The 21,372-nt window shown below is 45.6% G+C and carries 15 protein-coding genes, 1 tRNA gene and 2 pseudogenes; 11 read left to right on the forward strand and 7 right to left on the reverse strand.

Features of this window, described 5'->3' with window-relative positions:
* Positions 1–100: 100 nt before the first annotated feature.
* Entirely contained in the window at positions 101–880 is a 780-nt protein-coding gene (locus tag QT996_RS11270) for a DUF3747 domain-containing protein (protein ID WP_333046602.1), read from the forward strand.
* A 58-nt stretch (positions 881–938) separates the two neighbouring features.
* Positions 939–1,082: an S-layer homology domain-containing protein gene (locus QT996_RS11275; RefSeq protein WP_333046621.1), complete on the forward strand. Its 144-nt coding sequence runs from the start codon at positions 939–941 to the stop codon at positions 1,080–1,082.
* Positions 1,083–1,090: 8 nt separating this feature from the next.
* On the opposite strand, the gene QT996_RS11280 is transcribed toward QT996_RS11275, so the two are convergent.
* The 3 genes from QT996_RS11280 to QT996_RS11290 form a co-directional block, all read right to left on the reverse strand.
* Positions 1,091–1,981 carry a hypothetical protein gene (locus QT996_RS11280; protein WP_333046603.1) on the reverse strand — a complete coding sequence of 297 codons (891 nt, stop codon included), beginning with the start codon at positions 1,979–1,981 and terminating at the stop codon, positions 1,091–1,093.
* Entirely contained in the window at positions 1,959–6,263 is a 4,305-nt protein-coding gene (locus tag QT996_RS11285; protein ID WP_333046604.1) for an AAA domain-containing protein, read from the reverse strand. Before QT996_RS11285 ends, QT996_RS11280 begins: the two co-directional genes overlap by 23 nt.
* A 335-nt stretch (positions 6,264–6,598) precedes the next feature.
* Positions 6,599–6,671 (reverse strand) — tRNA-His (locus QT996_RS11290).
* Positions 6,672–7,287: 616 nt separating this feature from the next.
* Between QT996_RS11290 and QT996_RS11295 the strand changes: the two genes are divergently transcribed.
* The 4 genes from QT996_RS11295 to cobA all read left to right on the forward strand — a co-directional run bounded on the left by QT996_RS11295 (position 7,288) and on the right by cobA (position 11,489).
* Positions 7,288–8,823, forward strand: coding sequence for a serine/threonine-protein kinase (locus tag QT996_RS11295; RefSeq protein ID WP_333046605.1), 1,536 nt, complete (start codon positions 7,288–7,290; stop codon positions 8,821–8,823).
* 196 nt (positions 8,824–9,019) lie between these two features.
* Positions 9,020–9,703: a manganese catalase family protein gene (locus QT996_RS11300; RefSeq protein WP_333046606.1), complete on the forward strand. Its 684-nt coding sequence runs from the start codon at positions 9,020–9,022 to the stop codon at positions 9,701–9,703.
* 245 nt (positions 9,704–9,948) lie between these two features.
* On the forward strand, positions 9,949–10,683 hold the full coding sequence (locus tag QT996_RS11305; protein WP_333046622.1) for a sirohydrochlorin chelatase: 735 nt from the start codon (positions 9,949–9,951) through the stop codon (positions 10,681–10,683).
* Entirely contained in the window at positions 10,680–11,489 is an 810-nt protein-coding gene (gene cobA / locus QT996_RS11310; RefSeq protein ID WP_333046608.1) for a uroporphyrinogen-III C-methyltransferase, read from the forward strand. The genes QT996_RS11305 and cobA overlap by 4 nt, the downstream gene beginning before the upstream one ends.
* A 763-nt stretch (positions 11,490–12,252) precedes the next feature.
* Here the strand turns inward: cobA and QT996_RS11315 are convergent.
* Positions 12,253–12,422: pseudogene (locus QT996_RS11315) on the reverse strand (transposase family protein); the annotation flags it as partial.
* 797 nt (positions 12,423–13,219) lie between these two features.
* Between QT996_RS11315 and lepB the strand changes: the two are divergent.
* Positions 13,220–13,813: a signal peptidase I gene (lepB, locus tag QT996_RS11320; protein WP_333046610.1), complete on the forward strand. Its 594-nt coding sequence runs from the start codon at positions 13,220–13,222 to the stop codon at positions 13,811–13,813.
* A 224-nt stretch (positions 13,814–14,037) separates the two neighbouring features.
* Positions 14,038–14,361: a DUF1825 family protein gene (locus tag QT996_RS11325; RefSeq protein WP_006632589.1), complete on the forward strand. Its 324-nt coding sequence runs from the start codon at positions 14,038–14,040 to the stop codon at positions 14,359–14,361.
* 114 nt (positions 14,362–14,475) lie between these two features.
* Here QT996_RS11325 and QT996_RS11330 read toward each other — a convergent pair whose 3' ends face one another.
* Positions 14,476–16,395 carry a penicillin-binding protein 1A gene (locus QT996_RS11330; protein WP_333046612.1) on the reverse strand — a complete coding sequence of 640 codons (1,920 nt, stop codon included), beginning with the start codon at positions 16,393–16,395 and terminating at the stop codon, positions 14,476–14,478.
* A gap of 174 nt (positions 16,396–16,569) precedes the next feature.
* Between QT996_RS11330 and tyrS the strand changes: the two genes are divergently transcribed.
* Genes tyrS through QT996_RS11345 form a run of 3 tightly spaced genes read left to right on the forward strand, consistent with a single transcriptional unit; the run spans position 16,570 to position 19,191 of the window.
* The gene (gene tyrS, locus QT996_RS11335; protein ID WP_333046624.1) at positions 16,570–17,802 is read left to right on the forward strand and encodes a tyrosine--tRNA ligase; all 1,233 of its coding nucleotides are present in this window, start codon (positions 16,570–16,572) and stop codon (positions 17,800–17,802) included.
* Between the two features lie 42 nt (positions 17,803–17,844).
* Positions 17,845–18,555 carry an orotidine-5'-phosphate decarboxylase gene (gene pyrF, locus QT996_RS11340; RefSeq protein ID WP_333046614.1) on the forward strand — a complete coding sequence of 237 codons (711 nt, stop codon included), beginning with the start codon at positions 17,845–17,847 and terminating at the stop codon, positions 18,553–18,555.
* A gap of 36 nt (positions 18,556–18,591) precedes the next feature.
* Complete coding sequence (locus QT996_RS11345; RefSeq protein ID WP_333046616.1) at positions 18,592–19,191, forward strand: hypothetical protein; 600 nt, start codon at positions 18,592–18,594, stop codon at positions 19,189–19,191.
* A 142-nt stretch (positions 19,192–19,333) separates the two neighbouring features.
* Here QT996_RS11345 and QT996_RS28635 read toward each other — a convergent pair.
* A pseudogene (locus QT996_RS28635) lies at positions 19,334–19,435 on the reverse strand (IS1 family transposase); the annotation flags it as partial.
* Between the two features lie 659 nt (positions 19,436–20,094).
* Positions 20,095–21,372, reverse strand: a 1,278-nt coding sequence (locus QT996_RS11355) for a choice-of-anchor Q domain-containing protein (RefSeq protein WP_333046617.1), incomplete at its 5' end; no start/stop codon positions are given.

The following is a 21,372-nucleotide window of genomic DNA, read 5'->3' on the forward strand; positions in this document are numbered from 1 at the left end:
GAACAAGAGATGGTAAAATTCTATCTTGTTGTCTGAAGATCGCGACTTTTTTATATTCTAGATAGGTCTCATCAAAATAAGGAGCCAATAGGGAAAAATCATGAAACATTCACTTGTACGAACAGTGGCCGCACTGGCAGGTTCAGCAATTTTAACACTGAACGCGATCGGTTCGGCTAAAGCATTTACTTTTGACGAAACCGAAATTAGCCAAGACCGAGTAATTGTCGTGGCCCAACCCCGCCCTTACGGCGGCTACCAATTGCTAATTTTAGAACAGGTATCTGACAAGCGAAAGTGCTGGAGCGAAAGTGGCTCTAATCCCGTGAAAGTCGATCCGTTATTAGTTACTTTTGATTTCACTGGTATTTGTGGCCGCGCAACTGACAGCAACGGCTTTTCAATTCGCATGGCCGGCACCGATTTAGCATTAAAATACACCCTAAGTTTGGAAAGTGTTGATGGCAATGTTCTTCTAATGGGAACTCCGGTAGATTACCAAGGTAAATCGGTGATTATCGGTCGCACCAACGGCGATCTTAACGACTTTATGAAAATTATTCTCGATCCTGCTTGGCGCTTGAGTAAAAGAGCTTACCAAGGCCGCACATTAGGTCACTTTTATTTCACTACCAATCAATCCGCACCGGGAGAAATTGGCAATACCGGAGGCAATACCGAAGCAATACCGCAGCCAATACCGCAGCCAATACCAATACCAATACCGCCGCCATCATCGCAGCCAATACCGCCGCCATCATCGCAGCCATTACCGCCGCCATCATCGCAGCCATTACCCCAGCCATCACCGCAGCCATTACCCCAGCCAATACCGCAGCCATTACCCCAGCCAATACCGCAGGAAATACCAATACCGTAGGCAATACTGGCTTTTCTATAACTCACAGATAGCTACCGATGATATCTACCCTTCCGAAATTAAAGAAGCTGTGGGCTTTGGGTTTGTAGCCCGGTTTTCTCAAAATAATACCTTTCGACCGCAACTTGCTGTTACGAGAGAGCAATTGGTATCTTTAGTATTGGAATCCTGGAAAGGAATACCTGTTCGTAGTGAGGACTAAAGTCCTCATCATATCGTTTCCTTCCGTTTCTTCTTAGATGGCTTTTTAGGAGTTTTCTGGACGGGGATTGTCTCGGATTCTTGCTGTGGGATGTCTGGGGTTACTTTACACAAGTCATTTAAGGAAAGTTTTTGCTGAGATTCAAGTTCGTTGAGTCGGTTTGAGGCTGTTTCTAATATTTGCTTTCCTTGTCGGACTTGAATAGTAGTTTTATTTTCGATCGCATCTAGCAACACAAAAATCGAAACTGTTTGCCAAATATCTAAATCGTCGCCGACGACATCGCAAGCAGAGACAATTTTGCCGTTTTGGGGGACGTGAATTCCTAAGCCGGAATCTTGAATTAACGGCTGGACTTCTGCTAGAGTTAAATTCGCAAGGTCGGTAATTTTATGTTCTAGCGAGACTAAATCCGCTAAATCTGGCAAGTTGACCGATTCTGTCGCTAAAGCATCGAATTTAAAGGTAAGAGTTTGATTCAGGGGATCGGAAATCGCATAAATTGATTGAATTTGCGATCGACTAACCGCACCTTTATCGAAAAAATCTCTACCTTGCGGGGCGATCGCAATTTGCCCATTTTCAGTCACCTCCAAGCTTTCTAAACTAACCAGAGTCGCCGCCGTAGTCTTCACAAAAATCTCGTCTAACCCCAGCAAATCCGCCAATTCCTTCAAAGTTGGCGCAGGTTCAAACTCAACACCCGCCCGCAAAATGAACTCTTCCAACACGTTAAACTCGCGCGGTTCGCTAATCGCCACCTCCAGCGGAGTTTGGCGGATTGCGAAGCGGAATTGACGCGCTGCCAACACTGACAAACCCGGATTTTGTTGCTCAATTTGTTCGGCTAACGAACTTAAATTCGAGTCTATGGGTTTAGTTGAGGACGCTAGAGACATCTACAAAACCTCCGCAGTGACGCACCGTTTTTGAAACTTCCTGATACATTTTGCCGACAGTACCTGTTTGTTGGGTAAATAAATCATGGCAGCCGACAACTACCAGCAATTCTTGAGCGCGGGAAAATGCCACATTCACCCGTTCCGGTTCCTTAGCAAATCCAATATCGCCCCTAACATTATTGCACACGGTGCTGACAATAATTACAGGTCTTTCCATACCTTGAAATATGTCAACTGTACCAGTGCGGATGCTCAAAGCAGGGAATTTTTCGCCTTCGATTCTGTCTTTAATTGCATTTAATTGAGCAGCATAAAAAGTGATAATTCCGATTTCTTTCGGTGGTTCACCATCGGCCACTTTGGGCTGCCAAGCTGTCTCCATTTGTTCGCACAAACGCTCGATCGCATCAATCTCCTTGATATTCAACCGCGAAGTACCCTGTTTTTCCTCTTCAAACCCTTGTCCGATCGGCGTTTTCACCCACAGAATGTGATTATTTTCTTGAATGATTTTACCTGCGAGGTTGTGGGCGCGTTTGGTGTCTGCTTCCTGAATACCACAGTTGAGTTTTTGCTGGTAAAACTGATTGATAGCGCCCATAATTTGCGGGTGCATTCGGTATTGAGTTGTCAGCATTTTTTTGATGCTGTCGCTGGCATTTTCAAACAAAACTTTGAACAAAGATTCTTTTATGAAGCTAAGTTCGTCTCCGGTACAGCCGATGTCTTCGGCAATATCGTCGATCGTACTTTGATTAAACATCGGCGGCAATTGCCTGTGATCCCCCACTAATACTAACTTTCTGCCTTTCAAAGCGGGAATTAATAACTCTGGCGGAGTGCATTTGCTAACTTCGTCAATGATGACGGCATCAAAGCTGGGAAAGTTTTTAGTAAAATCGAAACTAGCAGCTTGCACGCAAGTAATGCCGATTACGTTGGCATTGTCAATATAAATTTGCTTTAAATCGTTGCGGTCTTTTTCTGATGGATTGCGGAGTTTTTGAATCCAATCTGTCACAAACGTTTGAGAGCGCTTTAGTGCTGTTTCTTCTTGTTCTAATTTCCGCTGCCAAGTTTTGAAGAGACGCTTAATTTTGCTTAAAAAAGCTACGCTGAATAATCCTGTATTCGGAACTTCTGGCTGATATTGAGTCGGAATAGTTTGCCATGCTGACTCCCACCAATTTCTCTCAAGAAGTAATGCTTCTGTTGGTTGCTGCTGTTCCAGTTGAGCGTTAATTTCGCTCAATTCTGTTTGAAGTTCGGCGAGTTGCTGCTGCGAAGTTGCAGCCGCAATTTGCAGCGGGGATAAATCCTCGTCAAGAGTGTTTTTGATTGTCTCCAAAACCCCAAAAGGATCGAGGTCAGCAATGGATTTTTCAAGCTGAATCGTGCTGGCTTTCCAAGCCTCAACTTGCTTGACAAACTGCTGCGGTTGCTCCCAGATATTCGATTTTTGGGCGAGATATTGTTCGGCTAAAATCCGCAATTTTTCAGGTACGTTTAACTGTTGGACAAGTGCTTGCAACAAATTAGTAACTTCGCTAATTTTTAAGTTCGCCTCTTGCTGCGCTGTTTCTACCTGAAGTTTAGCGGCGGATATTTCCTGCTGGCTCAAGGTTTGACCGATTTTATCTAATAATTGTTGCTGTTTTATAAGCTGCTGTTCGGTTTCGGTTTTCAGGGGAACCACGCACTGACGGGCATTGGCGAGGATACTATGCAGCAATTCTTTGACTAGGCGATCGAAGGTAGCCTGGATCTGACTAGGCTGCAAGGATTCACTGTAAAATTGTTGAATGCTAGCTAAGAAAGTGGCGGCTTTTTCGATGATAAATTTGCGCTGACTTTGGCTAACTTGGGAATAACTGGCGAAGTCTTTGGCTAGTTGTTGCCACTGTGTACGATCGCCCGCAGAGAGCACGATCGGCGTTTGACTCAAATTTAGGTGCAGAAACTCGCTAAACCGGAACTGTTGCCCTTGTATGTCCTTAAAACCTGCGCTTTCTTCGTGGGAGATCGCCTTTTGCAACCGATCCAAATCGGGCAAATTCACTTTGCATTTGGGCGGCACGATTGGCAATTTGAGCGATCGGGCAATTTTCAGCAATCCTGCGGGCAATTCTACCATATCATCCGTGAGCATGGCGCCCGTTTCCCAGCAAGTTTTCACGACTTCATAGAGTCCCGTATCTGCCGTCTCGATCCACTGTGCAACGGCGACGACAACGGCTGCAATTTCCGCTTTTCGCAGTTCCAAATTCTTGATTTTCTGTTCGAGATTTTGGCGGTGTATCTGATTTTGCCGATCGCCCAATTCGAGTTGATTCACAGCCTCAGACATCTGCCGCGACACCCGCAACGACTCTGCAACCGTTGACATAGCGTGACAAACATCATCAGCGCGATCGAATGCTGTCTTAAATTCCGATATTTGCGCTGCTACAGTTTCCTGCAACCAAACTGCAATCCCAAACGCCCCGCAAGCCGGGCGATCGAAGCCGATTTGAGTAGCATTGCTGGCGGCAATCCTAACATTTGCCATAAAGTTTTCTACTAAAACATTGCCTTCTGAATAAGGTTTTAGTCTGGGCATAAACTCGGCAACTTCTGGAGATTCCCAGTTGACATTAGGCGCATCCAGCAAATTTTCTAGCCCGGTAACTAGAGATTCAATCTCGCTTTTTTTGGTTAGAATCTCTTCATAAACTGCTGCTTGCTGACTGCACTTTTCCTCAATATTTGCTTGACTGTCGTGCAGGTGTTTTAGTTCATTAAAAAAATCTCTCTCGGCGGCACAGTAGGCGGTAAATCGGTCTGAGTCTGCCACCAACTGCTGCAAAGATTTGACATTAGTCAGGCGCTGCGAGAGCTTTTTTTCGCAGTCAGTCGCCGTATTTTGCAGCCAAGTGCCGATCGCATTTTCCTCCAAAAACGGTTGCCCTTCTTCCTGCACCTTATGAGCTTTTCCCTTCCGCAAAGCCCGAATCGCAGGATTGTGAACTAACCGACTCAAAGCATTGTCTACAGCCAAATTTGCTTGCGAAGCAATGAGCGTTTTCCCACCCTGACGAGCAATTTGATAGCAAATCTCCGCAATCACAGTCGTTTTGCCCGTTCCCGGCGGCCCTTGAATCAAAATTAAATCCCGCGCCGAAAGCACCGTTTCTACGGCAGCAAGTTGGTCGTCATTAGCATTGCGATTTAATAAGTTTTCCCGATCCAATTTAATCAGTTTTTCGGGCATTCTAGCCTGAGAAGAGTCGAATAAAAACTCACTCAAATAGGGATTTTGAGCGCGCCCGTCTGTCAGCATTTTTAAAGCTTTTTTCTTGCGTTCGATCTGACTGATATCGCCCGCGGCCTCAAAATACAAGAATCCTTGTTTGGGCATTTGATATCTGCCGCCCGCCATGCGATCGCCAAAATCAAAATCTAACTTAATGCGTAATTTACCATGTTCAAAGTCTATTTCGGCGATGCTACCCAATGTCTCGCCATCTCGGCTGCTTCTGCTTCCAGGCGGCGAATCAAACAGGATAATTTCTTCATTTCGCGCCTTTTTTAGCCTTTCGCGAAAGTCGCCCAATTCTAAGGAATTTTCCTCATAGCCGTCAATAGTTGCGGAATTACGATCAATTTCAAAAGTGACGATTTTAAAGCCTGAACCGTAATTATGACCGCGAAAAGGCACGCAAAATTGACGCGCTTCCGCGATGCGTTTTTCCACATTTAAAAAAGTATGCCAAACTTTTAGCTGTTCGGTAGTCGGTATGTGTCTGTCGTCCCAAAATGGCATTTGTTGGACGCGGGCGATCGACTTTACAGGAATTGGCGATCTACTGTTAGCCAAAAGTCGCAACTGAACCGGCAAAGCATACCCATCTTTCCTCCCTCTGGGAACCGCCACCAAACCAGCATCCAGCAGTTTTAAACCGCCAATTCCGTCTTCACAGCGTACCGTTGCTAACAACCGCAAAGTGCGATCGGCTTTTTGCAACAATTGGGGTAATTCAAAATCATCTCCATCCGTAGCAAGCAGCAATTCCCAGATTTCTTCTTCGGAATATCTCTCATTTACCTTTTGGCGGCGCACGTAGAAAAGATTGTGAGATTTCCCAGCTATCTCCGACATCAGCATTTCCGCACGTTCTTTGCATTCCCAATCGCAATATTTCGCTAAAGCCGCTTCCCCTTCAACATCGCGAATAAACTTATTAATTGTGCGATCGCCACTAAATTTATATCCCCAATCTTCTGCTACTAAAGACGGCATATTTTGATTTTAGATTTTAGATTGGATTTAAGATTAGCACATCGGAACTTGTGCCGACAAATTGGTGTCAATAACCAGCCGGAAACCCCTGAGAAATCTCGTTTTTCGCTGAGTCTAGATCCCCCTAAATCCCCCTTAATAAGGGGGACTTAGATGACGCTCTTGTCCCCCCCTTATCAAGGGGGGATCGAGCCCTAACTGTCAAACAGCAGACCTATACTACTTTTAACGTTAAGTTGACACAAATGATGCCGACAGAACCGCTAAATCCCAAAGATTAAGGTTTGCCGAAGCCCACCCGGAGGCGATCGAATTAAAAAGTTCAGAATTAAAAGGGCGAATGATGGGAATTGAACCCACGAATGGTGGTACCACAAACCACTGCCTTAACCACTTGGCTACACTCGCCATAACGTTTCTAACTATAACATCACATATCAGCACAAGTCTAGGGGTAAAGCAAAAAAATTTTGAAATATTTCTGAACGTCTCTGAACCGGACAGATCGGTTGTGCCTTAAATTCCCAGCACAGTAGGAGTTTAGCACAATTTTCGGTCGGCGCGATCGGCAATTATCCCGCCCCCAGCAGTCATGCGGCCTGGGTTCGGCCGCTTTGGCAGCGTCCCGATTCGGCCCAGCGCATTAAAATAGCCTTATCAGCCCAGGGGCATCTAAATTTTAAAGTCAAGTTTGATAAAACTCACATCTTGCACCATTCTCAAGAACAGGCAAGATGCCCTGCTCCACAAAGAATGAATTTCTTGTAGGGTGGGTTCTTCTAGCCCGCGCCTAAAAGCCTGATTGAGAATGGTGCAAAATCTCAGATGAAATGCTTGTAGGGTGTCCCGCCCGCCCGAAAAATACAACGCAAGAAGCGGGACAGCTTATTCCACACTGCATGAGTTATCAACCATTCCTCTTCTGTCTCTTCTCTCTTCCCTCGCCCAGCTTCGCGTCTTCGCGGTTCCTTAAAAAAAACTCTTCCCGCAACCCAAAATCTAAAATCTAAAATCTAAAATCAATATGAGCTACTGTATCAACCCAGAATGCCAAAATCCTCAAAACTCCAACACCGCAAAATTTTGCTTAAACTGCGGCTTTAACCTGTTGCTGAGACAGCGATATCGCCCGATTGAACTTTTAGGTAGAGGCGGATTTGGTAAAACTTTCCTAGCAATTGATGAAGACATCCCATCTCTACCCCCCTGTGCAGTCAAGCAATTTTATTTTTACGACCGCGACCCCAAAATTTTTAACAAAGCCGTTGAATTATTTCGGCAAGAAGGCGTCCGTTTAGACGAACTCGGAAAACACCCGCAAATCCCTACATTATTAGCCTGCTTTGAACAAGAAGGTCATATTTATTTAGTTCAAGAGTTTATAGACGGGCCGACTCTTAAACAAGAATTAGACAAGAGTGTCTACGATGAAAATCAAATTTGGCAACTGCTGCAAGACTTATTGCCGGTGCTGCAATTTATCCATGACAAGCGCGTCGTTCACCGCGACATCAAACCCGAAAATATTATCCGCCGACAGTCAGACAACAAACTCGTATTGATCGATTTCGGCATTGCCAAACTGCTGACTGATTCAGCCTTGCTTCGTCCAGCAACGCTCATTGGCAGTCAAGATTATGTAGCTCCCGAACAAATGCGCGGCAAAGTATTTCCTGCTAGCGACCTTTACAGTTTAGGTGTTACTTGCATTCGCCTAATGACGCAAGTTCCTCCCTTGGATATGTACGACTGCAACAACGAGCGCTGGTGGTGGCGCGAGTTTCTCCCCAAAGCCACGAGTATTAGCGACGATTTAGGCGAAATTTTAGATAAATTGCTGCAAACTCATCTCAATCAGCGGTACAGTTTTGCTGCGGAAGTTTTGCAAGATATCCAAGCAGCTTTAGATATTCGTCATCAAAATTTGCTTTCGCCCCAAAAACCGATCGCTCCTGCTCTCGGCCATAGCGACAACTCAACCGATATCAGCGCCCTACAAACTCCTGATTGTCCAATTTTACCCACCAATGCCGTCCCCAATTCGGCAGAAAATTTGTCCTTATCTGTTACTTCAAATACTTCAAATTTAGCTCCCACCCTAATTTCTGCACGGGGAGTTGATTATACCCAACTGCGCGATTTTTTGTCTAACAAAAAGTGGAAAGAAGCCGATCGCGAAACTTGGGGCTTGATGTGTCAATCTCTTTCCCAGGCACCGGGAACTCAGCTAGAAATAAGCCAAATTTACCAGATCCCCTGCGAAGATTTGCAAACAGTCGATCGCCTTTGGTTGCACTACAGTCAAGGTCGGTTTGGCTTCAGCGTCCAAAAGCAGATTTATGAAAGCGTTAAGGGAGACTATATCAGATTTTGCGATCGGGTCAATTGGCAAACATACAATTCTACTACTACTTTAGGGCAGATTAAATTTAGTCAGCAAGCACCAATCGGACACCTCCCCTCTCGCAGTTGGGTTGGTGGCATTCAGTGGCTGCGGCATCTTGATGCCCTGTCTGCAAAATTAACCGAGTGCGACAATAATGCAGCTTCTAAATTGTAATTTGGTCTACCGACTAACTAAGTAAAATTTCATATTTAAACTCTACCTGAAAGCAGAGAAACTTGTCGCGATAGATGTATCCATCGACCGAGGCTCGGTGCGATCGCTTGTCGCACAATGGATTCTGAAGGCGAACACAGATAAAGTCTGCAATCCTTCAGACTTTAACAACCGAACTAAAAAGAGGTATCGATCCATGTTTTTTCACAAAAAACAATTAATGGCTGCGGTGACAGTAGACGAAGCCAACCCCCGTTTTGCCCAATTGCTGCTAGAACAGTTTGGTGGAGCAACCGGAGAACTGACAGCAGCTCTGCAATACTGGGTGCAGTCCTTTCACTGTGAAGATGCAGGGATTAAGGATATGCTCCAAGATATTGCAATAGAAGAATTCAGCCACTTAGAAATGGTTGGTAAACTCATCGAAATTCACACCAAAAACGTTGACCAAACAGAAGCTTACAAAAGCACTTTGTTTGCGGTGCGCGGTGTAGGCCCGCACTTGCTGGATAGCCAAGGTCAAGCTTGGACAGGTGCTTATGTTAACGAAGGTGGCGATGTAGTGCGCGATTTGCGCGCTAATATTGGTGCGGAAGCAGGAGCTCGCCAAACCTACGAAGAGTTAATTAAACTAGCACCGGATATGGGAACGAAAAAGACCCTGCAGTTTCTGTTGACTCGCGAAATTTCTCACACTGAAATGTTCATGAAAGCTCTGGAATCGCTGGGCAAACTCACCGATCCGATGTTCGGCAATATTCCGCCAGATTCCACTGTGGATCTCTACTTTAACTTGTCCACAAATGGCAAGGATGAACGCGGCCCTTGGAACTCGGAACCTACTTTCCAATACATTGCAGATCCCGCTCCTAAAGGTTAATTTGAGAGTTGTTTAGCGTGTGTGGCTTAGAAGATTTAAGCCCTGTTTTAAGTAATCTTTAAGCCGCCCACCTTCTTTTGTAAGGTGGGCGGCTTAGAAGATTTAAGCCCTGTGTTGAGTAATTTTCCAGTCACGCACCCTAGGATATCGGAGTTTTGTGTTGAGTATTTTTTAAGTCAGGCGCCCTACGGTGTTATAATTATTTGAGATCCGGATCGAATATTAACATCCAATCCATATTGAAATTGCGATCGACCTATTTATTAGTATCTCACGGCAGCCGCGACCCCAGACCCCAACTAGCTTTGGAAAACCTAGGTCAACTGCTGTCTCAAAATTTGGCTGACTCGTTCCCCGCAGTAGCAACTGCCACCTTAGAACTCGGGCCCGCACCGCTGCACGAACAAATTTGCAGTTTTGGCGATCGTACCCTGTCGCTGGGACTGACAAAATTGCAAATCCTGCCTGTATTTTTATTGCCGGGAGTTCACGTCGCCGAAGACATACCGGCAGAGGTGGAAATTGCCCAAAAAACTTTTGGTGACAAGCTAAAAATTGAATTGCGCCCGCATTTAGGTTCCCAGGAAGCAGGCTTAACACAATTGGTAAAAAGTCAGATGCAAGAGGTGACTTTTCTCCCCAATTTGCTATTGCCAAAATGGATTTTATTATCTCACGGCAGCCGTCGCCCCGGAGGTAACTCGATTGTTGAGCAAATCGCCAGCAAACTCGGTGCCCAGACAGCTTATTGGTCGGTAAAGCCGAGTTTGGAAGAGCAAATTGACAGTTTGGTTCGTGGTGGACAGCAGCAAATAGGGATTGTGCCATACTTCTTATTTAATGGAGGAATTACAGATGCGATCGCCAAAACTGTCGCACAGCTAAAGCAGCAATTTCCCGAGGCGGAACTTCATCTCGCAAATCCTCTAGGCGCAAGTGTACAATTAGCAGACTTAATTGGGAATTTAATTCAAAAATGAACCGCAGAGGCAAAGAAGAGGTAAAGGAAGCAAGAAAAATGTCTTTAGGAAAAGTGTATTTAGTAGGTGCGGGGCCTGGAGATCCGGGCTTGATGACCTTGAAGGGAAAAGCTCTGTTAGAGTGTGCGGATGTGGTGATTTATGACGCTTTAGTCAGCCCTCAAATTTTGGCAGCAATCAACCCCCAAGCAGAACGAATTGATGCCGGAAAACGCAAAGGCCGTCACTCGTTAATGCAAGATGAAACAACTCAGTTAATGATAGAAAAAGCTGGAGATAATGCGATCGTAGTTCGTCTCAAAGGCGGCGATCCATTTATCTTCGGTCGCGGCGGCGAAGAAATGGAAGAGTTGGTAAAAGCTGGAGTGTCGGTAGAAGTCGTCCCCGGCGTAACTTCTGGGATTGCGGCCCCTGCTTATGCGGGAATTCCTTTAACACATCGATCGTACAGTTCCTCTGTCACCTTTGTCACAGGTCACGAATCAGCAGGAAAATATCGGCCGGAGGTAAATTGGCAGGCGATCGCCCGTGGCTCCGAAACCATTGTAGTATACATGGGAATCCACAATTTGCCTTACATTATCGGCCAGTTAACAGCAGCCCAATTGAGTGCAGAAACGCCTATAGCATTAGTACGCTGGGGAACGCGGCCGGAACAAGAAGAATTGATCGCGACTTTGGGTAGCATTGTAGAGCAAGTTGAGGCAGCCGGATTTGCAGCACCTGCGATCGCAGTAATCGGAAACGTCGTCAATTTGCACTCGATATTGTCGGGCTGTCGCCCCGTTTCTCAGACTGTAGAATAAGCGGGAGAATGGGGTCAGAAGCGCTAATTTCGATGCTTTGATTTCAATGCGTCTGATTTGGCTCCTCAGCGGGGACGAGGGCCCGCTCGATGTCATTCCGATGTCATTCCAGGACGCATCAATGACATAAATATGTCATTGCTCACTCTTAAGCGTTAGCTTTCGCGCTGCGACAGAAAGCAATCGCAGCATCTGTTGTTCATTGGTTTTCCGTCCAGCACTAGATGTCACCGCAAGCGTGCGGAAAATCTCCCCGTTTGTTGGCAATCATCGCGTGTTGTTGGGGGATAATTTGATAGTATTTTTGTGGAGCGTTTTTTGAGGCTTTGCTTCCTGACTTTCGGTTGCATAAATGTAGGTTTCGATTCGTGTACTGCAAGATAGAGTATTTTCTTCTTAGCCTTGAGCACCCGAAACCTACAAAACTTTAATCAATAGTTGCTCTGAGATTTATAGAACTTGCATATATTGAAGAACCCCGCCCCAAAATGGATACAATCCCCGACTTAAATGGTGGAGATATAAAAATCTTAGACCCTAGTTTCAGCTCCCCAATTAATCTGTGGAGTCAATCTAAAATCTAAAAGCTAAAATCGACTGACAGAACCAAAACACCATTCAATGTTTAGGAGCCACTAGATGAGTGCCCAATTAGTTCCGCAACCATTTATAGCAAAACCATTTGATTTGTAAACAATCTATTCAATCATCACAAGCGTTTCAGGTTGGTCTACATTCATGACTCAAATAGACTTGCTATATATTTAGCTCGACCGTAAGTTTCGATATCCACCCATGTATCAGCACCGCAAATCACGGCACAGATTGAGATGGTGATAATATCAATTAATTGATGAGGTTTCGTCCGCTCACTTCTTAGATATTCTCCTTCAGAAAATGGTCATCAATGGTGATTTTAGGTTGAAGTTTCATAATGGTAAACTCTAATTAAATGTTTTTAGGTAGTCAAGAGTTATTCTCCAATATACCATATTCTGTTAACATAAAATTTAGAGGCGTTCGCCCTGTGAAAGCAATGAACCTATTTGTTTTTGTTGCGAAGTTACAGTTTTACTAAAACCTCTTGCAATTGATAACACGCATCAACTACAATAAACTACAGAAAAAATGAGTCGGGTATAACTGTAGCCTATTTTGGGTTGAAGTTAAGATGCGTTTACCCTGCATGACTTCATTACTTTCGTAATGATTAGGTTAGAGGATTTTTGCTGGCGGTATCGGTATTCAGCTCTCCCGATTGCCCGCGTTCACCCCCGCTTTACGTAAAGGTTGTCAATCTTCATGTAGGGGAAACCAGACTTAACTTTGGCTCTCTGTTCTGTGTGCTTTCAATCACGCACCATGATGTCAGGACTTGATTTATTTTGGATTTTGGTTATGATGATGTTGGTTTGCACCTCCATCTTTCCCGTTTTTCCCCTAGTTGTCTTAGCTAGATGCTCGACTAGGTTTTCTCACCTGCATGAGTAGTAAGTTATCGGCGACGGGGGATTAAAGTGCGAACTCTAACCCTGATGGGTTTACCATATCGCTGCTAGTCATCCTCCCTTTCGGGTATCAACTAAACGAATCGCACCTGCCTTTAAATTGTATATTTTGGGCGGGTTCGCGTGTCCAGCCTGCTCAGGGTTTGATTATTTCTTGAGATGCAATTTAAATGCTGATGGGCTTAATTAGATAATTAGTGGCAACTATATCGGAGGACTTTCATGACATCTGAAAAAAATAATTTGGGTACAAAAGTAGCAGAAAATCCGCCTGAAACCTGGTGGCAGAAGGCGTGGAAGTCACAGCGAGAAAATCTTCAGATAGTGATTATTGCTTTGAGTTTAGCCATAGTTATTCGAGCGTGGGTCGCAGAACCGCGCTATATACCCTCAGATTCTATGGTACCAACTTTGCACGTGGGCGATCGCGTCGTAGTCGAAAAAATCTCCTACTACCTCGAACCTCCAAAAACTGGCGACATCGTAGTATTTACTCCCCCAGAAAAGTTGCAAGAAGAAGGCTTTACCCAAGACCAAGCATTCATCAAGCGGGTAATTGGCTTACCGGGTCAAACCGTCGCCGTTAAAAAAGGTTTAGTTTATCTCAACGACAAACCCCTCGTCGAAAAATATATTGCCGAACCTCCTAAATACCAGTGGGGGCCTTATCGCGTCCCAGAAAATGAATACTTTGTGATGGGAGACAACCGGAACAACAGCAACGACTCCAGCAGGTGGGGATTTTTACCTAAGCAGAATATCATCGGCCGCGCTGTAGTGCGGTTTTGGCCTCTAGAACGCATCGGGGAAGTTTGAAGTCAGTTGACTGTTGACAGTTGACTGTTGACAGTTGATTGTTGACAGTTGACTGTTGTCATCGCAAGCCCGATGCCCGATGCCTCTGCTGTACGGAAATTTCTACTTATTCTTGTACCTAGAGGGGTAGGGACTTCCTCCGGCAACTGATAAAATAGTACAAAAAGCATCGGGATTTCTCGCCTAGATCAAAATTAGTAGAATATTAAAAAATTAGGAAAGCTATGGGATTTTTTGATTCAGAAATTGTTCAGCAAGAAGCCAAGCTGTTGTTTGAAGACTATCAATCTCTCATCAAACTAGGTGGCAATTACGGCAAATTCGATCGCGAAGGCAAGAAAATGTTCATCGCTCAGATGGAATCAATGATGGAGCGCTACCGTATTTTTATGAAGCGCTTCGAGCTGTCTGAGGACTTCATGGCTCAGATGACTGTAGAGCAGTTAAAAACACAGCTCAATCAATTTGGCATCACGCCCCAGCAGATGTTTGAGCAAATGAACTCAACGCTGGAGCGGATGAAATCTGAGCTAGAAAAACAATCTTAAGGTCAGATGTTGAAGTAATTGGTAATTGGTAATTATCAACAACTCCCCAACACCAACTGACAACTGCTTTCCAGTCAACAGTCAACAGTCAACAGTCAACAGTCAACTGACTAATTAAGGCCGCTCAAAAGATGAAGCAGGTTTGAAATTTTCTGCGGGAACGCCTTCCAAAGCTTGGCTCATAAAATCACGCCAAACAGGGGCGACAATAGTACCGCCAGTAGCACCGTAGCTCATCGGTCTGTAATTGTCGTTGCCCATCCAAACAGCCACAGACAACTGTGGCACGTAACCCACAAACCAGATATCCCGTTCTGAGGAAGTTGTACCAGTTTTTCCAGCAGCCGGCCGCCCAAGTTGAGCCGCCCTTGCTGTTCCGTTGTTAATTACCCCTTGCAGGGCGCTATTGACAGATGCCGCCGCCCAGGAATTGAGAACTAATTTGGGTTTGGGCGTATTGTCGAGCAAGACGTTGCCGCTGCTGTCAGTGACTTGCACGATAAACGTGGTGTCAGAATGCCAGCCGTTGTTGGCGAAGGTAGCAAAAGCTCCGGCCATTTCTAAAGGAGTTAGGTCAACGGCACCTAAAGGCAAAGAAATCACGGGTTCCATCGGACTTCTGATGCCGAGTACGCGGCAAATCTCAATCACTTTATTCAATCCCACTTCTTGCCCAAGCTTGATGGCGGGAATGTTCAGAGATGATTCCAAAGCTCTGCGGATGGTGACGGCACCGGAGAAGCCGCCGCCGTAGTTTTGAGGGTAGTAGTAGCCGTCGCCGTCGCGGTAGCCGACAGGGGAGTCGTAGACAACTGAATCCGGGGTGTATTTGCCACTAGCAAAGGCAGCGTAGTAGATAAAAGGCTTAAAAGAAGATCCGGGCTGGCGGCGTGCTTGAATGGCGCGGTTGAACTGACTCTTTTCGTAATCGACGCCGCCAACCATTGCTTTGACGAAGTGGGTGCGGGGATCGACGGCTGCTAGGGCAATTTGACCTTCCTCGCGATCGTAAAACAGCCCTTGGTAGTAAAGCCTGTCGTGCCACGCTTTGACGGTTTCTTCGGCTATGCGCTGCATTTTGAGGTCGATCGTGGTTTGAACGCGCATTCCTCCCTTAACCACGGCATCTCGCCCGAAACGCCTCGTTAGTTCCTGGACTACGGCTTGTGTTACATAAGGAACTTGAGAGCCGCCAAAAGAGGTAATTTTGCCTAGCTTAATTTTTTCCCCTCGGGCTGCAGTCTCTTGGGCCGGCGTAATCCATTTGAGTTCCTTCATGCGGCTTAAAACGGTGATTTGCCGCTCTTTTGCCAACTTGTAATTGACGAAAGGACTGTATTCTTCGGGGGCAGAAATTAAGCCGGCCAGCATCGCTGCTTCTGCAAGAGTCAAATTACTTGCTGACTTGTTGAAATAGCTTCGAGAGGCTGTCTCTACCCCGTACAAGTTGTGACCTAAGTAAATTTGATTCAGGTATAGTTGCAGAATTTGGTCTTTGTGGAGAATTTGCTCCAAGCGGATAGACATTACCGCTTCAGCTACCTTGCGACTAAATTTTGACTGGGGAGAAAGAAACAGGTTCTTGACTAGCTGCATAGTCAGAGTCGATCCGCCTTCAACGGTTCTACCTTTCTCTAGGTTGACTAAGAGAGCTCGGGCTATCCCGCCAGGGTTGATACCTTTGTGGGTGAAGAAGTTGCTATCTTCGATCGCCAGAACAGCTCGTTTCAGGTTCGGGGAGATTTGGTCAAGGGGTACGACATCCCGGTTGGCTTCGTCGTGGATGCTGGCTAGGGGCTTGCCGTTGATGTCGTAAATGTGGGTAGTTTCTGTAGGAGAGTAGGTTTGCAAGATCCGAACATCTGGCAAATTCCGGAAGCTGATCGCTAAGCCAACCAGTCCGCCAGCGACTACGGAACTGGCAAGCATTGTCATGCTGAGTATGGTTCCGGCGGTCACTTTACTGACTGACTGAACAAACTCGAATACGGGGGCTGAGTTTTCCGTGTTATTGCGGACTGCGTTGGTTGACACGTGGATTTCACTTCCTCACTCGATTTGGGGTTTAAGACTTTTAATTTTAGATGCGAACCCTAAAGACTGTCAGCTAATGAAAGCCGGTCAGCTTTGGGATTATAGTAGCTTGATAGTTATGTTTTTATGCGTCAACCAGTGAGTGTAACTAATTCTGCTGCACTTTGGCAAAATATGATGGACGATCGCTCCCCGATGATAACTCCTAACCTTTCAGCGCTTTACCGCGGCGTCAGCGAGATTTTTCCCGATCGACCTGATTCTAGCAACCCTGACGAAAATTTAGCCCAACTCCTGGCAAAAGTCGATCGACCGTTGCGCGTCAAACTGGGAATTGACCCGACAGGGAGTGACATTCACTTGGGACACAGCATTTGCGTCCGCAAGCTGCGAGCTTTTCAGGATGCCGGTCACACAGCCGTACTGCTGATCGGAGATTTTACCGCAAGAATTGGCGATCCGACCGGGAAGTCGGAGATGCGTAGCCAGTTGACGGCCGAACAAGTGGCGGAAAATGCCAAGACATATTTAGACCAAGTGCGTCCGATTCTAGATTTTGACACGCCCGGACGTTTGGAAATTCGCTACAACTCCGAGTGGTTGTCGAAATTGGACTTAGCGAAGATTTTGGAACTGCTAGGCACGATGACGGTGCAGCAGATGCTCGCTAAAGAGGGATTTGATAACAGGATGCAGCAGGAAAATGCGATTTTCCTGCACGAGTTTCTGTATCCACTAATGCAGGGTTACGATTCGGTGGCTTTGGAAGCTGATGTTGAGTTGGGGGGAAGTGACCAAAAGTTTAATATTGCGGTGGGGAGAGATTTGCAGCGCCATTTTGGGATGAAACCGCAGTTTGGTTTGCTGATGCCGATTTTAATCGGGACTGACGGCGTGCAGAAGATGTCGAAGTCTTTGAATAATTATGTCGGTTTGTCGGAAGACCCGCTGACGATGTATTCTAAGTTGGAGAAAATTGCTGATAGTTCGATCACCCAATATTTTGAACTATTGACAGATTTGCCGCTTGATGAATTGCCAGAAAATCCGCGAGAAAAACAGAAACTTTTGGCTGTGGATGTGGTGCGCCAGTATCGAGGGAAGGAAGCAGCCGATCGCGCACAACAAGATGCAATGGCGCTGGTTAAAGGTGCTGCTGGACAAGCTGATGCTGTGGCGGAGTTTTCTTTGGCAAGTGTGCAGTTTCCGGCTAAGTTGTTTTATATTCTCAGTGCTAGCGGGCTTTGTAAAAGCAGCGGTGATGCGCGGAAGTTGATGCAGGGCGGCGGGGTGAAGTTGGAGGGCGATCGGGTTTCTGATGTTAATCTTACTTTTGAATCACCTGCTGATTTATGCGGTAAGATTTTGCAGGTTGGGAAAAATAAGTTTGTGCGATTGGTGTCTTGAATCTCTTTTTTTACCGCAGATGAATACTGAAGATGAACGCTGATGAACGCTGATAATCGAATTATTGTTGCTTTGGATGTTTCGAGTCAAGAAGAGGCGATCGCACTTCTGGACAAACTGCCTGATGTATCTTTCTGGAAAGTCGGTTTAGAACTGTTTGTGAGCTCCGGCCCGGGAATTTTGGAAATTTTAAAACAGCGGGAAAAGCGGATTTTTCTGGATTTGAAGTTTCACGATATCCCGAATACTGTGGCTGGTGCTTGTCGGGCGGCTGCTAAGTACAATGTGGATTTATTGACGATCCATTCTACTTGTGGTAAAGATGCTTTGAAAGCGGCACAGTTGGCTTTGACTGAAGGGGCGGCGGCTGTGGATAAACCAAGTCCTAAGTTGATTGCAATTACTCTGTTGACGAGTTTGAATTCGCGACAGTTGGCTTTTGAGTTGAAAATACCTTTGGAGTTGCCAGAATATGCTTTGCACATGGCATTGTTGGCTAAGGAAACGGGTTTAGCTGGTGCTGTTTGTTCTCCGCAAGAGGTGGAACAGTTGCGGATGAGTTGCGGGGATGATTTTCTGTTAGTTTGTCCCGGTGTGCGTCCGAAATGGGCCGATGGAGGCGATCAAAAACGATCGATGACTCCAAAGGCCGCTTTGAAAGCTGGTGCGGATTATCTGGTGATTGGGCGGCCGATTACTGCTGCGGATGATCCGGTGGCGGCTTTTGCGCGTATTTGTGAAGAGATTGAATAACAATATGAATGTTTTTTAAACCGCAGGTAAATACAGATGAACACAGATAAAATTTCCTCAGCGTTCATCTGTGTTTATCTGTTAATATCTGGGGTTGAAACTCCGACTATTGCTGTTAATTTTGTGACAAATCATGCTAGCAGTGTAAATGCGAGTCGGTATGATTTGTTAGCGCGATCGCCCTGTCCGGCTGATTTAGAAACTTTGGTCGATCGCCTGTTGCAAGATTTGCCTAGTTATGCTAACCGCGTAATTGTGCGATCGCACTTTTCTCCTAACACTAACACGCCGCCCGGTTACGCGCTGCCTCAAATAATTTTAGCCGGCCGCCCGGAGTTTGAACCGTTACCTTTGAATTTTGAAGATGCACTTCCTGAAAATGCTAGTCAAGTTTTCATTACTACTTTGGAACGGCAGTATCGCGGGGATAAACGAGTTGAAATTCAGCAATATCATTGGCTGTTTTTAACTAAAACCGAGAACGGGTGGGAATTAGTAAAAATTGTTTCTAGGTTTGGTAATGCGGCAGATGTTCGTCCGTTGTTGCGGGGCGAGGGGGAGAAAAGCGAAATTGCTGAGGCGATTCGTTTGTGGTTGCGAGATTGTCGTGCACAAAACAAGTTGTCTCGCAACTAAATTGTATTTTTGGGCGGGCGAGACGCTCACCCCACATGAAATAATTTTTGGTAGTCAGACACAGTAATGATATCGTTTTCTGATGCAAGAATTATAGAGATGTACAAAGTTAAAAATTGCCCCAATATGGTGAGAGCAGTTTTTTTGAGAAAGACAAGGTTTTACGAACCAAACGAGAAATTCGCTGCCGTAAAGTATTATTAAATCTTTCAATATAACTGGTTTTTCCCGCTTCTTTACCTACAGGTAGATGTCTTTTAAAAGGTAGCAGTTCTGAATAAGATTCCCAAAAATCAGTATAACCAACAGCACATTGTCTATAGACAGGAGGTAAAGATTTCTAGAGTTCTTCCGCAGACTTTTTTGAGCTGTCTCCAATATAAATTCCAACAATTTTACGGGTATTTTGATCTAAAGGTATCTAGAGAAATTGCTTTTTTCGCTTGTTTTTGACAAATGGCCACATTTCATCTAGCTGTAAAGTCAAGGAACCTTTCGGTTTTTTCATCACCACAATTGCCCCCGAAATTTCGGCATATTTTTATTTACATAACTCTGGATCATCGAATGGATACCCCCGTAGCTCTAGCAATTCCGGCTCCAGAAAGTTTTTCTAAAATCAGCCGCTCAATTAAGGATTTAGTATAGGAGTGAAAGCTGCTTATATTGAGAATTTTCAATCTGACTGACTACTACAAGTTTTACATTTAAATCACTGTTTCCCGTAAGAAGTCTTTCCATTTTTAATAAAAAAATCCCTTTGACAATTAGGACATTCCATACTTTTACCTCGGAAATTTATGTGGATTTAATATTAAACCATTACTGTGGATCACTACCAAAGCATTTAACTACTTGCGGGACATATTAGTAGAGCAAGGATTCCTCGCCCTACTAACAGCCTTAAAGCAGAGTAATTGCAGCAGATGCCGGAGCGCTGATCGAACCTGGGCCAAAGCCCAAATTCACCACCCCACCAGTCAAACCAGGAAGATTGTTAATCGTCAGACTAACGCTAGTTTGACCGGGATTAAAGTTCACCGTGCCGGACGAAGGATTCACAGCAGATGGACTAATGTTGTAGTCTACGTTGTTCACAGGTTGACCACCACTAGGGGCAACAATCAAATAGTCCACCGAAGCCGAAACCGAAGTATTGCCAGTCCGATTAATCGTAACAACTCCAGAACCACCATCAATAATAGGATCAGGAGACGAACCGTAAGAGAAGAAAGTCGGAGGCACAGCAGTAGAAATCCCTTGATATTCAATGTTCCGCACTACGTAGTCGGAACCATCGTTTTTGAAGGAGGTGGCGACGTAGGCAGCGGTGGGGCTATCGTAGGCTTTGGTGGAGAACCGCAGTTCGTCAAAAGTAGCGCCGCTCAGGGAGTCTCCTACTATCTGGAATTTAAAATTGCCATCGGTGCGATCGCCAATGAAAGTCACTCCATCTGAAGACACAGTAATGGGTTTTGGAGCGCTCGGAGCGTTGAGGCGAGCGACCGTAAATTTGGTGGCCGGTACCAGAACCCCATTATTAAAGATTTGCAGGAAAGCAACTTCATTGCCTTGATCGCCCAAATCAGGGCTTGTTTTGGGGGTCAATCCAGCGAGGTCGATCATTGTGCTAGTGATGTCTTGGTTATCTGCCCATTTCACCTTCAGCGCCTGAGATTGATTGGTATTGGGGTTATGGTTGATTTCCGCCCGAATTTTCCTGGCGTCGGTGAACCAACCATCATAAGAGGATGGGACACCAATACCGCCGATACTGCCGTAGCTCAACCAGCTTTTAGGGTTTTCGTTCGTTGCTAAGGTGAGATTGCTGATGACATTCGGGTTAAGGTAGTCAGTTTCAAAGCCATCAAAGGCTATCCCAGACAGTTTGATGCCTTGATTCTGAGCGGCATTCGGCCATTGTGCGATCAGGTCATTGACACTGCTGTAGTTATTGGTTTGGCCCAAAGAACCAGTAAGAGTCGGCGCGGGCGTCGGAGTTGGCGTGAGTGTAGTGAATTCAAAAGCGCCGATATCGACGATCGCACTTCCGTTACCATCACCATCTTGAGGGCGACTCACGCCGCGCTGATCCGCAGCCGGCGCGCCAGCAGCAATACCTTTATCAATTGCCGGACTTCCTGCTAGCAACGGCATGACAGAGAAACCGTTAATAGTTTG

Source organism: Microcoleus sp. S13C4 (assembly GCF_036700865.1).
Classification (GTDB): Bacteria; Cyanobacteriota; Cyanobacteriia; order Cyanobacteriales; family Microcoleaceae; genus Microcoleus.